Genomic DNA, 15,280 nt, shown 5'->3' with positions numbered 1-15,280 from the left:
ACCTCAACCGCGAAACGGAGCAGCACCATGATCCGCATCGGCATCATCCTCGGCAGCACCCGTCCGAACCGCAACGGCGAGCAGGTCGCCAACTGGGTGCTCGACAACGCCAAGCAACGCAGCGACGCCGAGTACGAACTCGTCGACCTGCGCGACTACCCGCTGCCGCACCTCGACGAAGCGATCCCGCCGTCGATGGGCAAGTACCAGAACGACCACACCAAGAAGTGGGCCGCGAAGATCGCCTCGTTCGACGGGTACGTCATTGTCACGCCGGAGTACAACCACAGCACGTCAGGCGTACTGAAGAACGCCATCGACTACCTGTTCGCGGAGTGGAACAACAAGGCTGTCGGGTTCGTCTCCTATGGCTCGGTCGGCGGCGCCCGCGCCGTCGAGCATCTGCGCCTGATCGCCGGCGAGCTGAAGATGGCCGACGTCCGCCATCAGGTCACCCTCGCGCTCAGCACCGAGTTCGAGAACTACAGCGTCTTCAAGCCGAGCGCTCACCAGGCGCCGCAGCTATCCACCCTCCTCGATGAGGTCGTTAGCTGGAGCACGGCGCTGGCCAGCGTCCGCAAGTCGTGACCAGGTGATACCGCGACGGCGGTAAGCGGCTACCCGTATCCATGACCGACTCATTGAGCCGGTCATGGTGACCGGGACGTCGAGAGGGTGCGCGACGATGCGCGGGACTACGTCGTCGTGCACCTCCACGACCCACGGGCGGTGTGTGGCCATCGCCGGAGGCCGGGCTTCGTACCGCACGACCCGCTGCGAGACCCGCTCGGTCTACTCCGTCGCGAGCCGCTGCGGTGCGGTGGGGAGGCTGACCTGTAGCCGCCACCCGGCAAGCTCCAGCTCGGTCACGTGCACCCGGAGGATCTGGGCGAGGTCACGCTCGTCGGCGTGCTCGGCGGAGCGGGCGATCTCCATGTGCAACTCGTCGAGCCCGCGATCCAGGTCGGCCGCGTACGTGGCCCAGGTCTGCTCGTCCACTGCCGCGCACCGGGCGTGTGCCTGGCCCAGACCGGTGCGGAGACGACCGAACGCGTCTCGGATGAGGCCGGCGAACATCGCGTACTGCTCGCCGGCGGACAGCTCCGCGGCAACGATACGACGACTGACGGCGGCGGCGCGAGCCTCGTGCGATGTGATCACACGCTGACCGTACGGTCGTTCGGCGACGGACAGGTGAACAACGGCTGAGCAGGCCGCCGGGCTGGAGGAAGCTCTCGCCGTGTCACCCGAATATGTCCGCGATCTCGTCGGCGAGCCGCCGGTCGAGGACGAACGTCAGAGCCTCGTCCACAGCCTTCCACTGCTGCGTGGTGCGTGGCGCGACGATCGGGGCGGTGACGCCGTCTCGGTGCATCAGCCAGGCCAGCGCCAGGCCGGCGGTGGAGACGCCGAGCGACTTCGCGCGACGTGACAGCTCGGCGACCCGGGCCAGTGTGGCCGGGTTGAGCGCGTACGCGTACTCCTCGGCCATCAGGTCCATCCGGCTGCCCGGTTCGGGCTTGCGGCCTTCGAGGTACCGATCGGAGAGCACGCCGCCGACCAGCGGCGCGAACGGGGTGAACCCCAGCCCTTCGGCGCGCAGCAGCGGGATGAGGTGTTCCTCGGCGCTGCGGTCGATGAGGTTGAAGGGGTTCTGTACCCAGCCGGGCCGCGGCAGGCCGCGGCGGTCCGCGGTGTCGAGAATGGCCTCGAGTTCGGTGGACGTGACGTTGCAGCAGCCGTACGCACGGATTCTGCCGTCGGCGATGAGGCTCGCGAGCGCGTCGATGGTGGCGGCGATCGGTGTCTCGGGATCAGGGAAGTGCGTCAGGTACAGGTCGACTCTGCCGAGGCGGGCCGTGCTGGCCTCGAATTGGCGAGCGATGTGGGCGGGGGACAGACCGCCCTGCCGGATGCCGTCGACCAGCACGGGCCGGCCGACCTTGGAGCAGACCAGCACGTCGTCATGGCCGGGCAGCCACGCGCCGACGACCCGTTCGCTGCCGCCGCCCGCGTACGCGTTGGCGGTGTCGACGACCGAGATGTGGCGTGCCGCCGCCTCGTCGAGCCGGCTCAGGGCCTCCGCCGCCGTGATGCCCTTGCCGAGCAGGTGCGGGAACGACCCTACGCCGAGGATGGTGCCCGCGCCGAAGAAGACGTTCGAGACCTCGATGCCCGTGGCACCGAGCGGAACCGTTCGTACCGGTGCCATCATCGCCTTTCGCCGCAGGTTCTACATGGGTGCACGATCCGGTGTTCCGGCCGCCGATCCATGATCACTGCTGTTTCTGCTCATCCGCGGGTCAGATGCCGCTCACTCGACCGGTGACGGGGGAGAGGCGAAACCCCGCCACGGAAGCCGCTTCCGCCGGCGGGCGCGAGGAGTGGGTGCCCCGGTGACGTGTGCGGTCGCGAGCGTACCGTCCGTACATTCGCGCGGTCGATCGTCCGGCTGAGCGAAGGAGATCATCATGACCGGCCGCGACGCGGGTACGCGTCCCACTCCAGGCGCCCCACGGCGCCGCGGCCCGTGGACGGTGATCACGATCGGTGTGGTCGCGTCCGGCGCTGGCGGCGGCTATCGGTGGCCTCACCGCAGCGACGGCGCTGCACCGGTAAGCGGCTGACGGCCGGCCCGTACCGCTGAGTCGTCCGGTGGCCCGTCGCCGGTCCGTGAACCGTGCGCGCCGTTCGATCGTCCTGCGAAGGACGCGTGACGTGTGCGAGACGCCTGAGCGGAAGGCTTGCGACGAATGAGAATCACCGTGATCGGGCGTGGCCGGGTCGGTGGCGGCCTGGCCGCGTTGTGGCGCGAGGCCGGCCATGACGTCACCTCGCTGGGCCGCGAGGGTGGCGACGCGTCGGGGGCCGAGGCGGTCGTGGTGGCCGTGCCGGCGGCCGCCATTCCGGCGGCACTCGAGGCGGTCGGTGGGTTGGCCGGCCAGGTCACGCTCGACGCCTGCAATATCTACACGGGCTCGCGTGCGCCCGGTTTTCTGTCGCTGACCCACCAGATCGCCGCCACTGTGGGCGGACCCGCGGCCAAGGCGTTCTCCACGAACTTCGCGGCGGCCTATGGGGACACCGGTAAACAGCCGGTCCCGCCGCACAGTCTTTACGCCGCGGACGCGGAGGCGCGTGCCGTTACGGAGCGGTTGATTCGCGATGCCGGATTCGCACCACTGTTCGTCGGTGCTCTGGAGCCGTGCGCCCGTCTGATCGAGGACAGCGCGTATCTGACCCGGGCCGTCGCCGAGCAGGTCGGCCCTTTCTTCTACCGGTTGACCGCCGCTCGGTAACGGCGGCTCCGTAGGCCGGCGACATCCCGTTTCGCCGGCCGCGGTCATTGGTTCCGCGCTTCGTGGCGCGGGTTTTGACGCCTCGGTGTTCATCCGCGGCGAGATTCGGCCTGCCCGTGTTGCGGGTGGTGCCGTAGCTGAATGGAGACTTCCCATGACGGTGCCCGCCAACCCGTACATCGGTCTGGACGCGCTCATCACACCGGAGAATTCCGTACTGGTTCTCATCGACCATCAGGGTGCGCAGTTCGCCGGTATGCAGAGCATGGACCCCACGCTGGTGGTGAACAATCTGCTGTTGCTGGCCAAGGCGGCCAGGCTGTTCAACGTGCCGACGATCCTCACCACGGTGGTGGAGGAACGCGGCGGCCGCATCCTGCGTCAGCTTCAGGACGTCTTCCCGGACCAGACGCCGATCAATCGCACCACCATCAACACGTGGGAGGACCCCAGGGTGGTCGAGGCGGTCGCGGCGACCGGCCGGAAGAACCTGATCATGGCGGGTCTGTGGACGGAGATCTGCCTGGCGTTCCCGGCGATCCACGCGATGGCCGACGGCTACCGCGTCTTCGCGGTGACCGACGCGTCCGGCGGCGTCAGCGTCGAGGCCCACGAGCGTGGCGTGCAGCGCATGGTTCAGGCCGGCGTGGTACCGGTGACGGCCGGCGTGGTGCTCGGCGAACTCCAGCGTGACTGGGCCCGCACCGAGACCGTGCCGGGTGTCATCGACATCATGTTGGAGCACGGCAGCGGCTTCGGCACGTCGCTGGCCTGGGAGTTGCAGCTACTCGGCGAGGGCTGATCCGCGTCCCGGCCGTTTCCAGGATCGGCCTGTGAACCGGGCGTGTGGTGCTCAGTCATGCGCCACACGCCCGGTTCACATCGCGCCGGAGGATCCGCCCGTGGCGCATCCTCCGGCGCGGCATCCGTGCCGCTCGCGCGCGATGACGCTCACGCGGCAAGATGATCAGGCAGGGATGCGCCGCCAGGTCTGCCGGGCTGCTCCGGGCACGCAGGCCGTGACCGTGAGATCAGCCTGGAAGTCGTTGCCGGTCAGGCACGTTCCGGAGGCCACGTTGCGCACGGTGCCGGTGGCGGCGTCGGTCCGCCACTGTTGCCGGGTGCTGCCATCGCAGGTCCACAGCGACACCTTCGTGCCGTCGTGTGGTTCGCTGTCCTCCAGCGACATGCACTTGGCGCCGAACGACCAGGTGCCGCCGGTGATGGAGATCCGTTGCTGGGCGATGCCGGTGCAGTTCTGCGACATGATGCGGTTGCCGTCGTCCGTGCGACCGTCCCAGTTGTCGATACAGAAGCCGTCGCCGTCCGCGATCGCCCCGGTGAAGTCGTTGATCGTCCAGTTGAACGTGACGCCGGCAGGTGTGCCGGATCCCGAGCGGGCGGAGATCGTGACCGTGTATCGGCCGGCCGGTGCGGTTACGGTACCGGTGATCCGGCCGGTGACCGTGTTCATCGTCAGACCGGCGGGCAGTCCGGCCGCGCTGTAGGTGAGCGCCTGTCCGGGCGTGGCCGGCACCGCGGTGATCTGCGTCGACACGGGGCTGCCCCGGCCGGTGCTCTGCTCGCCGGGATGGGTGACGGTCGCGGACTGCCCGGGCGCCAGCCACTGCTGGTCCGCCGATCCATCGCATCGGCTGATCGTCAGGTCCTGCTGGAATCCATGTCCGGTCAGGCAGGTGTTCGACGCCCCGTTGCGTATCGTCCCGGTGGCGTCGTCGATCTGCCAGCGCTGCGTCGTGCGGCCGTCGCACGTCCACAGGACCACTGTGGTGCCGTCTGTCACCCGATCGTCGTCAAGGGAGACGCACTTACCGCCGTATGTCCAGGTCTCACCGGTTATCGCTGCGTGCTGTTGGCGAATTCCGGTGCAGTTCTGCGACTGGATGTGGTTGCCGTCGTCAGCGCGGCCGTCCCAGTTGTCGGCGCATTGGCCAGTGCCGTCGCGAACCGGTCCGGTGCGGTCGGCGACGGTCCACAGGAAGGTCGTCGACGCGGTGTCGGCCCCGGCGGCGGCGGTCACGGTGGCCGTTCCGGTGGCGGCCGTCGTCGCCGTCGCGACACCGCTGATCTCGCCGGAGGCCGCGTCGATGCTGAGGCCGGTCGGCAGGCCTTCGGCGCGATAGGTGAGCGCACCGCCGCCCGGCGCGGTCGCGGCGATCCGGACGGAACTGCGCGTGGTCCGGGAGAACGACTGTGGGCCGGGATACGCCACGGAGGGCGTCGGGCAGGCGGCGCCATCGACGAGGCATGGCGCGTTCGCGTAGGTGATCTCGGGGAACTGCTCTTTCGCCGCGGCGAACTCCGCCCGGTCGAACCCGGTGTTGAACGCCGTGGCGGCGCGCCCGCTCAGATCGACGCCGGCGGCGCCGCTCATGAAGTGGACGAACTCACCGGTGGTCATCCGTCGCGCGTAGCCCTGGCTCGTGCCATCGTTGATGTTGATCTTGGGGAAGTGTCGCGACAGGAGGCCGAAGTATCTGTTCATCACCTCGGAGCCGTGCTCCCGCCAAAGGGGATAGAACCAGTCGTGGAACCAGTGCGCGCCCACGGCTCCGGCGGGATTGTCGTTGGCTCCCTCGGAATAGGCGTGGAACAGCCGTTGTGCGTCGGCGGTCCGCCCGGTGTTCTGGTAGAGGTCGTACATGCAGAATTCGGCCCACCTGCTGTCTCCCCAGACGTCGTAGGCGGGAGAGTCCCACAGCCCCTGGGACCCGTTCTCGACGACGTGGCAGGCTTCGTGAGCGATGATGTCGCGTGCCGTGGTGCTAGTGGCGGACCAGTCGGTGTAGCTGACGCTGATGGTGTTACGTCCGCCGTTGACGATCAGGCGTGGCGCCTCCGTGCCACCGGCGCCGGTGCCGTGGTAGAGACCGAACAGCGGCCTCGGGGCGCCGAAGTCCGCGCACGGCCCCAGCTGAGCCGGCAAGGTGCGTGGGACGGAGCAGTCGCCGTACCGGTCGCGCAGGTAGACCCAGACGGCGGTGGTGAACGGCTCGATCCATGCCGTCTGCGCCGCGGGTAGCGCGGCGAGCGCGGCGTCGCCGTACAGCGCGACGTCGGTGTTGCAGATCAACCGGGTCATCTCCCGGTCGTCGGTGAGGTAGGAGGTGAGGGTGGGTGGTGCGGACTCGTGGCAGTCGGCGGCCTCGGCGGTGCGATTCAGTATCGGCATGACGGCTGTCGTCGAGCCGGCCACGACCAGGGTCGCGACGAGCATGCGCCACGTCCGTGATCGTGGCCTCGGGGCGGTGGTGGTCACACATTCCCTCTCTGGGGCGAGTGGGGATCCGGCTCGGCCTCTGTCGCGCGAGAGCGGCATCCACGCTGAGGCGGTCTGGTCAGCGTGGATGCGCGGTGTGGGCGAGCGCCGGCGCCGGTGCCACTTGTCGATGGTTCCCTGCCGAGACGATTGACCGCGCCGGCTGGTTCACGGGCGCCGAAGACGTCACGAGGCGTGGGTTCGAGCTCGCCATCCGCCGCTGTCACCGCCCGGACGGTGGGGAAGCGTCCGACGGCGTGGTCAGCGCCGTCAGCACGCCGGTGATCGCGAGGACGCGGCGAACGGCGCCGTGGACGTTGTTCAGGTGGAAGAGTGCGCCTCGGGCGGTCGCCTCGGCGTGGATCCGTACGAGTGCGTGGATGCCGGAGGAGTCACAGAAGGTCAGCCGCGCGGCGTCCACGCGCAGCCGGCGCGGTGACCTGTCGCGCAGTGTGCGCTGTGCGTACTCGTACAGTGATTCCGCGGTCGACAGGTCGAGTTCGCCGTCGACGACCAAGCAGGTGGCGTCCGGGTCCTCGCGAAGGGTGATGTGCATGGCTGCGTCGCCCGTCCTCGGCTCGGGTCAGGTGAATTGAAGGTCGCGTAGCTGGCGGCGGGAGCTGATGTCCAGCTTGCGGAAGATCCGCCGCAGGTGAGCGTCGATGGTGCGTGGGCTGAGGTACAGCTCCGCGGCGATCTCTTTGTTCGTCAGCCCGCGGGCGACGTGCCGGGCGATGAGCAGCTCCTGGTCGGTGAGGCGGGCAGCCTCGGCAGACGGCCCCGCCACGACGGCACGTGGATGGGCGGACGTACCGGCGGCGGTGAGGCCCAACGTGGCCCGCTGCGCGAAACCCAGCGCCCCGATGTCCACGAGCTGGTCCCGGGCCGACTGCATCTGGACGTAGGCGTCGTCACGGCGGCGTTCCCGGAGCAGCCACTCACCGTAGATCAGCCGGGCACGGCCCGCCTCGGCGGCGTGCCCGCAGGCGTCGAACAGCGCGATCGCGCGGCGGTACAGGTCGTCGGCCGCCGGTCCGTCGGCGAGCTGTGCCTGGGACCGGCAGAGCACCGCGTGCGCCCAATCCGTGCCGGCGGCGAGGGCGTCTGCGGCGAGCTGGTCCAGCACCGGCCGGGCGAGGTCGGCGCGTCCCGCCCGGACCGCCGCCTCGATGAACTCAGCGCCGATGAAGGCGTGCATACCGGGCACGTCGTGGGACAGGCACTTGCGTGCCTCGGCGAGGGCGGTCTCGTACCGGCCGAGGCTGTTGTGCAGCACCGCGGACGCGTGCTGCGCGACCACCTCGAAGCGGCTCTCACCGTGTGCGGGCGTGTGGTGCAGGCGCGCATCGCGGATGGCGGCCAGCTCGCGTTCATCGCCCCGCCAGGCGGCGAGGAGAAGCCCGGCGATCGAGGCGTCGAAGGAGTCCAGCGTCGCCGCCTCACGCACGCAGGCCTCCGTCGCACCGAAGTCGCCGGCGTGCAGGTGGGCGATCCCGCGGTAGCTGAACGCGAACGGCAGTACCCGCAGGGCGCGGGTGTGCTGTCCCCAGGTGATCTGACGGTCGGCGAGGGTCCGCCAGGACGACCCGTCCCACAGGTCGGCGGCGAACAGGCAGGCCAGCCACATCCAGCGTTGATCCGCACTGGTCACCGTCTGATGGCGGTACGTGTCGACGGCGCGCCGTAGTGCCGGCACCGCCTGTTCGTAGCCATCGATCAGTCGTGCGGTGAGGCCGTCGAGCAGCAGGTCGAGCGGTCGGCCCAGGTGAGCCGGCGCGGTCGCCCGGACACTGCGGGCCAGGTCACTGAGGCTGCCGTCCGCGTTGGACGGTCCGGACAGCATGGCCGCCGTCAGCGCCTCCAGGCACAGTTCCGCCGCATTCGCCGGCTCCTGCGCGTCCCGGGCGGCCCGCAGCAGAGCCGACGCGGCCTGCTTGTGCGGCACCCGGCCCAGCGCCGCGCGTTCGCGCAGCACCCGGGCGAGTTCGCGCTGCTGGCTGCTGAGTGGGGCGTCCTCGGCCCACCGCAGCAGCGCTGCGGCCCGCGGTGGATCACCGGCCTGCTGGATCAACTGTGCCGCGGCCAGCGCGCGGTGCGCGCGCGGACGCGGCTCGGGAGTCAGCGCGGCTGCGCGTTCCAGGAAAGCGGCCGCCGCCCACAGCCCGCCCCTGTTGCGGGCGCGATCGGCGAGCCGTTCCAGTTCCGCGGCGACGTCCTCGTCCAAGCCGTGGACGGCCTGGGCGCGATGCCATGCGCGCCGGTCGGGGTCGAGGGCGCCGTCGGTGACGGCGGCGAGCGCCCGGTGCACGAGCCTCCGGTCGACGGACGGCGCGGCCCGGTAGACCAACGAGCGCACCAGCGGGTGCCGGAAACAGACGCGGGTGCCGATGCGCAGCACATCGGCGGCCTCGGCGGTGGTCGCCGCCTCGCGGTCTATCCCGAGCTGCGCGGCGGCACGCCACAACATCAGCGGGTCGCCGAGCGGCTCGGCGGCGGCCAGCACCAGGAACGTACGGACCACCGGTGGAAGCGCCTCGAGCCGGGCGGCCGTGTCGTCCAGCGCCGGCCAGGAGGCGGAACGCCCACTGGGCGTTCCGAAGCCGCCCGCCAGGGCCGCCGGGGTGGTGCCGCGCAGAAACTCCAGCAGCACGGCCGGATTCCCGCGAGCCTCGGCGAGGATGCGTTCCCGCACCGGCGGATCCAGCGGAGTCGGCAGCTCCGCCCGCAGCAGCGCTCGCGCGTGCCGGTCCGGTAGCGCGCGCAGCGCGAGCCGGGGGAGCCCGGTGAGGGCCGGCGCCGGACGCGGATGGCGGGGCGGCTCCGGATCGCGCAGGGCGAACAGAAGGGTCACCCGGGCCCCGGTGAGGCGGCGCGCCACGAACGAGAACACCTGCGTCGAGGCCTCGTCGAGCCGCTGGGCGTCGTCGATGACGCAGACGACGGGACGCTCCGCGCCCAGGTCAGTGAGCAGGTGCAGGACCGCGACGCCGATGAGGAACAGATTCGGGTCGGCCGTGCGGTGCTGGCCGATCGCACCCTCCAGAGCGGCCCGCTGTGCCGCGGCGAGGCGGCTGACCCGGTGCAGGACCGGCGCGCAGAGCTGGTGCAGGCCCGCGAACGGCAGGTCGTGCTCGAACCGGGCACCGGCGGCATGCAGTTCCTGGTGCCCGCTACGCCCGTCGAGGACATGGCGCAGCAACGCGGTCTTGCCGATGCCGGCCTCGCCGTGCACCACCAGCGCGCCTCCGGACCCGGCGGCGGCCGCGTCCAGCAGCGCGTGCACGGTCGCGCTCTCGTCCTTCCGGGCCTGAAAACCCGCCATCGTCACTCCCCCCGAATGACATCCGGTGCCGTCGCCGGGAGCGACGGCACCGGTTCTGCGCCGGTACCCCGGGGAACCGGGGCATCGGCCGATTGTGCGCCTATCGACGGTGCAGGACGTAACCCGCGTGATGCAGGACTCCGTCGCGGAACTCCCCGAACGCCCAGAAGCCGAGGTCGTCGAGGTAGTCGATACGGTCGCCGTTGATCCAGTAACGGCCCTGGTAGGCGTGCGGACGGCCACCGCGGGTCTCGTCGTAGCGGCCGTTGGGCAGCAGTTCCTGGTGCAGGAAGCCGGTCTCGTCGACCCACATGCCGGCGTAGTCGTGGTCGCCGGCGGTGAGCGACGGGTCCGCCGGAGTGGTCGCCGGTGGCTCGCCGACCGGCTCGCCACGCCAGAACACGACCCGGCCGGCGAGGATCATGATGTCGATGTCGTCCGCGGTGAAGCGGTCCGCGGGCGTGTTCGGGCGCAGCACGACGATGTCAGCGCGCTTGCCGGGGGTGATGGAGCCCGCGTCAGTGTCGAAGCGGTTCTTCCGGCTGCCCAGCGGCGCGGCCAGGTCGATCAGCGCCGGCAGGACGGTGCCGCCGCGGCACTCGACGACGATCGCGTTGTCGTCGCCGGCCGCGGTGATCAGGCCGGGGCCCACCCCGACGATCCGGTCGCCGCCGAGCAGCACGTCTGCCTCGGCCCATTCGCCGATCATGGCGTCCAGCGTGCGAACCCGGCCGCCGGTCAGCAGCACCGGACGCGTCACGCCGGTGGTGTGGGTCAGGGCGTCCAGCGTCTCCCGGTCATCGATCCGGGCGGAAACGGTCGTGGTCATCATTCACCTCACAGATCTGGTGTCGTACGGGTCAGGAGCCGGCTTCGGTGGCCGTGAGGATGCGGTCCCGGCTGGCCTCGATGTCGCGGCGCAGCGCGTCGACGTCGACGCCGAGGACCTGGCCGCCCCACTTGCGGACCTGGCCGTCGATCAGCACGGTGTCGATGTTGCGCGGGTCGGTGCCGAGCACGAGCGTGCCGATCGGGTCGTTGAGTGGCATGTTGTTCAGGTCACCGGCGCGCACGACGAGCAGATCGGCGTGTTTGCCGGGGGTCAGGGAGCCGGTCACCGCGCCGAGGCCGTTGGTGCGCGCGCCCTGGAGGGTGGCGAAGTCCAGCACGTCGTACGTGGTGATCCGCGACGGCGCGGTGTCGGTGCCGTAGGCGGCGTTGACCGCGCGCATGCGCTGGATGGCATGCAGCGCGCGCATCTGCGTGAACATGTCGCTGACCAGGGCGACCTCCACGTCGATGCTCAGACCGGGGCGGATGCCGACAGCGAGCGCCTCGTCGACCGCGGGGATGGCGGTCTCCAGGCCGATCTGCGCGTCGGAGGTGGGGGCCAGCGCCACGGTGGTGCCGGTGTCGGCCAGCGCCTGCCACGCCTCGCCGGTTAGGCCGGTGGCGTGGATGACCGTGACGCCGGGGTGCAGCAGGTTCTCGCGGGCCCAGTCGACGATCGCCTTCGACGAGGACGTACCGAAGACGGCGTCGATGCTGACCCCGATGCCGAGTTCGCGCGCCACCTGCGCGAGCCGGGGACCGTAGGCGAGGTCGGGGCCGGCGATCTCGTCCGTGGCGAGGGTGGCCACGCGCAGCGTCAGCAACTGGTCGTCGGAGGAGAAGTAGGTCTCCCGGAGCCGGGTGAGGTCGGCGGGCCACTGCCCGTCCCAGTCACCGAAATGCGGCCGCATCGACGCGTGCACGCCACGGATCCCGGTGTCGAGCAGCGCCTGGATGGCGGCGTCCGAATGCGCCGCGCTACGCGAGTTGTGCGAGAAGTCCAGCACGCAGGTGACGCCGCTGTCGATGGCGGTCAGCATGGCGAGGCGGGTGCCGAGGTAGACGTCCTCCGGACGGTACGCGGGGGCGAAGCGGCCCAGCGTCGACATGACGTAGCCGGCGAGGTCGTCCACGTCCGGCATGACACGGCGCAGCGCCGCCTGCCAGGAGTGCCGGTGCGTGTCCACCAGTCCCGGGCTGAGGATCATGCCGGTGGCGTCGATCACCACGGCGTCGCCGGCCTCCTCGCGGAGGCTGGGTGCCACGGCGGCGATGGATGTGCCCCGTACCAGCAGGTCTCCGCGGTCGAGGATGCCCAGCGCCGGGTCCATGGTCACGATCGTGGCGTTGGTGAACAGGATCGCCCGGTCCGGATCTCCCGCGCGCTCGTTCAACGTTGCGAGCAGCGATGCGTCCATCAGCTCAATGTCCTCCTGTCTCGTCGGTCGGCTCACAGGGGCGGCCGGACCGGAGTCGACCGGCGGGAACTCGGGGCCGCCCGGATTCCGATGATGCCGTCGGCCATAGACGCCGGGCTCGGTGACGCTCGCCTAACCGGCCGGCGGATACGTAGGTGCGTGTGGGTAGGAGTCGCAGATCCTCCATAACCGCGTCCGTGCCTGGCTAGCGTGGCGGCGACGCGAAATCGGGAGGCTCGACGTGGTGCTGCGTGGACGGAACAGGGAGGTGGCCGCGGTTGCGCGCCTGCTCCGGTCTGCTCGCGACGGCCACGGTGGCGTGCTGCTGGTACGTGGTCCGGCGGGCATCGGCAAGTCGGCTCTGGTGCAGCAGGCGGCGAGCGCACACGGCGGCGGTATGCGTCATGTTCAGGTCACCGGGAGTGAGTTCGAGGGGCAGTTTCCCTTCGCCGGGCTGCACCAGCTCTGCCATCCCCTGCTCGGGCATCTGGTGGAACTGCCGTCCGCGCAGGCCGGTGCACTGCGCCGGGCGTTGGGCATCGCCGACGACGCCACCGCACCGGACGGCGGCCGTCCGCTGCTCGTGGCGGCGGTGCGCGGCCTGCTCGCGGCCGCCGCGCGGACACAGCCGCTGATCTGCGTCGTCGATGATGCGCAATGGCTGGACGCGGGCAGCCTCGCCGTACTGCTGCTGGTCGCGCAGCGCATCGGTGACCTGCCGGTGGCGTTGCTGCTCGTCGCCCGCGACGACGAGGTCCTGTCCGCCGCTCGCACTCGCGAACTGCCCGGCCTGGAACTCACCGGCCTGGCCGACGCGGACGCGCGGGATCTGCTCGCCGCCGAGGTGAACCGGCCACTCGATCCCGCGGTCCGCGATCGCTTCATCGCCGAGGCCGGCGGTAACCCGCTCGCCCTGCTGGAACTGCCGCGCACGGTGAACCCGGCCGCGCTCGCCGGTGGATACGCCACCCCACCGCCGAGCACGCTGTCGGCGTCCCTGGAAGCGCACTTCGTCGCCCTGGTGGCACAGATGCCCGACGAGACCCGGCGGTTGCTGCTGCTGGCCGCAGCCGAACCGACCGGTGATCCGGCCACCCTGTGGTGCTCCGCTGGCGCGCTGGGCCTCACCGAGGCCGCGGCGCAGCCTGCTCAGGACGCGGGTCTCCTCGCGGTGGATGCGCGGGTGCGCTTCCGTCATCCGCTCGTGCGCTCCGCCGTGTATCACGCTGCCGACCCCGCCGATCGCCGCGTGGCGCACCGGGCGCTCGCGCATGCCTACGACGCCCGGCAGGACCGGGACCGGCGTGCCTGGCACCTGGCACTCGCGGCGGAGGCACCCGACGACGCGGTCGCCGCGGAGCTGGTGTGCTGCGCGCATCGGGCCAGGTCACGCGGCGGCCTGACCGCCATGGCGGCCTTCCTGGAACGGGCCGCCATCCTCACCCCCGACCGGCAGAGGCGTTCGGCGCTGCTGGTCAAGGCGGCGCAGGCCAAACGGGAGGCCGGTCTGCCGGACGAGGCGACGGCGCTGCTCGACGTGGCCCGCGCGGGCCGGCTCGACCGCCACCATCGGATAGCAGCCGACGTGCTGCAGGCCCGGATCTCCCTCGACCGGCGACGGGACCTGCAATCGGTGCGGATGCTCGTCGACGCCGGGCTGAGCGCGGCCCGTCAGGACGCCGACCTGGCACGGGAGGTGCTTTTCGAGGCGTACGCGGCGGCGGTCTTCGTCGGCAGATTCGGAGACACCCGCCTCCTGGCACGCATCGGCTCGGCGATGCGAGGGCTCGGTCCCGGCGAATCCGGCTCGGGCCGCTCCCTCACCTTCTCCGGGCTGTTGACCGAGGCCACCGACGGACTGGACGCCGCCGCACTGACCCTGCGCCTGGGTATCGCGCGCTACCTCGACGAGGCCGCCCTGCCGCTCGGCACGGGAGATGTGTGGCTGGCCTACTCCGCGGCCGCGGAGTTCTGGGACGACGAGTCGATGCTGCGCATCTCCGAACTCCAACTGGCGGCGGTTAGGGAGAACGGGGCGCTCGCCTCGCTGCCGGTGGCGCTGATGTCGCGAGCACTGACCCACATACACAACGGAGAGTTCGCGGAGGCGGAACGGCTGTCCGCCGAGTGCGCGGCGGTCACCGCCGAACTCGGGGTCCCGGCGATGACGTACGTGGACACCACGCTCGCGGCCTGGCGTGGAGACGAGGCCGGTCTGCTCGCCCTGTACGACGTGGCCTTCGCGGAGGCGACGGCCCGAGGGGAGGGCCGGGTGCTGACCGCGCTGGACTACGCACTGGCGGTACTGCGTAACGGGCAGGGGCGGTACACCGACGCCATGGCCGTCTGCGCGCAGGCCGAGGCGCAGCAGGAACTGGGCATCCGTACCCGGATTCCGTTGGAGTTCATCGAGGCGGCGGTCCGGGCCGGGCGCCGCGACCTGGCGGTGCCCGCCTTCGAGCGGCTCGAGCGCCGGGCGAGCGCGTCATCGACGGACTGGGCGGCCGGCACCCTGGCCCACGCACGCGCGCTGATCAGCGAGGGGGACGAGGCGGAGCGGCACTATCTGACCGCGCTCGACCGGCTCGCGGCCAGCGACGCCGCGCCTCAGCTCGCCCGCGTGCACCTTCTGTACGGTGAGTGGCTTCGTCGTCACCGACGCAAACGGGAGGCTCGTGCGCAGCTAGAGATCGCACGGGACCGATTCATCGCACTGGGCGCGAAGGCCTTCGCGCAGCGCGCGTCCCGGGAACTCGCCGCCGCCGGCGAACGCCCGGTGGTGCAGGCCACCGGCCCGGGAAGGCTGACCGCCCAGGAGGAGGAGATCGCCCGGCTCGCGGCCGAGGGCGCGACCACCAGGGAGATCGCGCACGCGCTGTACCTGAGCCCGCGTACCGTCGACACGCACCTGCGCAACGTCTTCACGAAGCTCGGCCTCACCTCCCGCCGACAGCTCTCGCGCCACCCCGCTGGCATCGGCTGATCGGCCGTCCGCCTAGACGGTAGGCGAAAGTCGCCTAATCTCCGCCGGAAACGTCGGGATTCGTCCCCTGAGCTTGGGCGCGTGGCCCCGCCGCCGGATACCGTCCACGCGGACCCAGCACGAGGGTCCCTCGCCGATGTCCGTGTG

11 protein-coding genes are annotated in these 15,280 nt (G+C 70.9%); 4 read left to right on the top strand and 7 right to left on the bottom strand.

The annotated features are described in order from the left end of the window. Nucleotides 1–27 precede the first annotated feature (27 nt). Nucleotides 28–588, top strand: coding sequence for an NADPH-dependent FMN reductase (locus J2S41_RS20505; protein ID WP_310369556.1), 561 nt, complete (start codon nucleotides 28–30; stop codon nucleotides 586–588). A 204-nt stretch (nucleotides 589–792) separates the two neighbouring features. Here J2S41_RS20505 and J2S41_RS20500 read toward each other — a convergent pair whose 3' ends face one another. Together J2S41_RS20500 and J2S41_RS20495 are read right to left on the bottom strand one after the other, a co-directional pair. Beyond that, entirely contained in the window at nucleotides 793–1,161 is a 369-nt protein-coding gene (locus J2S41_RS20500; protein ID WP_310369554.1) for a hypothetical protein, read from the bottom strand. An 82-nt stretch (nucleotides 1,162–1,243) separates the two neighbouring features. Continuing rightward, nucleotides 1,244–2,212 (bottom strand): aldo/keto reductase, encoded by a 969-nt coding sequence (locus J2S41_RS20495; protein ID WP_310369553.1) that lies wholly within the window; start codon nucleotides 2,210–2,212, stop codon nucleotides 1,244–1,246. 541 nt (nucleotides 2,213–2,753) lie between these two features. Between J2S41_RS20495 and J2S41_RS20490 the strand changes: the two genes are divergently transcribed. Continuing rightward, entirely contained in the window at nucleotides 2,754–3,299 is a 546-nt protein-coding gene (locus tag J2S41_RS20490; protein ID WP_310369551.1) for an NAD(P)-binding domain-containing protein, read from the top strand. Between the two features lie 154 nt (nucleotides 3,300–3,453). Then, nucleotides 3,454–4,101, top strand: coding sequence for an isochorismatase family protein (locus J2S41_RS20485; RefSeq protein WP_310369548.1), 648 nt, complete (start codon nucleotides 3,454–3,456; stop codon nucleotides 4,099–4,101). Nucleotides 4,102–4,266: 165 nt separating this feature from the next. On the opposite strand, the gene J2S41_RS20480 is transcribed toward J2S41_RS20485, so the two are convergent. The 5 genes from J2S41_RS20480 to J2S41_RS20460 all read right to left on the bottom strand — a co-directional run bounded on the left by J2S41_RS20480 (nucleotide 4,267) and on the right by J2S41_RS20460 (nucleotide 12,150). Next, nucleotides 4,267–6,537, bottom strand: coding sequence for a ricin-type beta-trefoil lectin domain protein (locus J2S41_RS20480; protein WP_310369546.1), 2,271 nt, complete (start codon nucleotides 6,535–6,537; stop codon nucleotides 4,267–4,269). Nucleotides 6,538–6,802: 265 nt separating this feature from the next. After that, entirely contained in the window at nucleotides 6,803–7,135 is a 333-nt protein-coding gene (locus tag J2S41_RS20475; RefSeq protein WP_310369544.1) for an STAS domain-containing protein, read from the bottom strand. 27 nt (nucleotides 7,136–7,162) lie between these two features. Next, a complete protein-coding gene (locus tag J2S41_RS20470; protein WP_310369542.1) occupies nucleotides 7,163–9,901 on the bottom strand; it encodes an AAA family ATPase in 2,739 nt (912 codons plus the stop codon). Nucleotides 9,902–10,001: 100 nt separating this feature from the next. Next, nucleotides 10,002–10,730 (bottom strand): Atu4866 domain-containing protein, encoded by a 729-nt coding sequence (locus J2S41_RS20465; protein WP_310369540.1) that lies wholly within the window; start codon nucleotides 10,728–10,730, stop codon nucleotides 10,002–10,004. Nucleotides 10,731–10,761: 31 nt separating this feature from the next. Continuing rightward, a complete protein-coding gene (locus tag J2S41_RS20460) occupies nucleotides 10,762–12,150 on the bottom strand; it encodes an amidohydrolase family protein (protein WP_310369539.1) in 1,389 nt (462 codons plus the stop codon). A gap of 241 nt (nucleotides 12,151–12,391) precedes the next feature. Between J2S41_RS20460 and J2S41_RS20455 the strand changes: the two genes are divergently transcribed. After that, entirely contained in the window at nucleotides 12,392–15,133 is a 2,742-nt protein-coding gene (locus tag J2S41_RS20455; RefSeq protein ID WP_310369538.1) for a helix-turn-helix transcriptional regulator, read from the top strand. Nucleotides 15,134–15,280 lie beyond the last annotated feature (147 nt).

It is taken from the genome of Catenuloplanes atrovinosus (assembly GCF_031458235.1).
Lineage (GTDB): Bacteria > Actinomycetota > Actinomycetes > Mycobacteriales > Micromonosporaceae > Catenuloplanes > Catenuloplanes atrovinosus.
Note: the sequence above shows the minus strand (reverse complement) of the source record. Positions and strands in the feature narration are given on the sequence as shown.

Coding starts and splice junctions, on each gene's coding strand:
- J2S41_RS20505 (WP_310369556.1), top strand. CDS start 28: ATGATCCGCATCGGCATCATCCTCGGCAGCACCCGTCCGAACCGCAAC.
- J2S41_RS20495 (WP_310369553.1), bottom strand. CDS start 2,212: ATGGCACCGGTACGAACGGTTCCGCTCGGTGCCACGGGCATCGAGGTC.
- J2S41_RS20490 (WP_310369551.1), top strand. CDS start 2,754: ATGAGAATCACCGTGATCGGGCGTGGCCGGGTCGGTGGCGGCCTGGCC.
- J2S41_RS20485 (WP_310369548.1), top strand. CDS start 3,454: ATGACGGTGCCCGCCAACCCGTACATCGGTCTGGACGCGCTCATCACA.
- J2S41_RS20480 (WP_310369546.1), bottom strand. CDS start 6,537: ATGCTCGTCGCGACCCTGGTCGTGGCCGGCTCGACGACAGCCGTCATG.
- J2S41_RS20475 (WP_310369544.1), bottom strand. CDS start 7,135: ATGCACATCACCCTTCGCGAGGACCCGGACGCCACCTGCTTGGTCGTC.
- J2S41_RS20470 (WP_310369542.1), bottom strand. CDS start 9,901: ATGGCGGGTTTTCAGGCCCGGAAGGACGAGAGCGCGACCGTGCACGCG.
- J2S41_RS20465 (WP_310369540.1), bottom strand. CDS start 10,730: ATGACCACGACCGTTTCCGCCCGGATCGATGACCGGGAGACGCTGGAC.
- J2S41_RS20460 (WP_310369539.1), bottom strand. CDS start 12,150: ATGGACGCATCGCTGCTCGCAACGTTGAACGAGCGCGCGGGAGATCCG.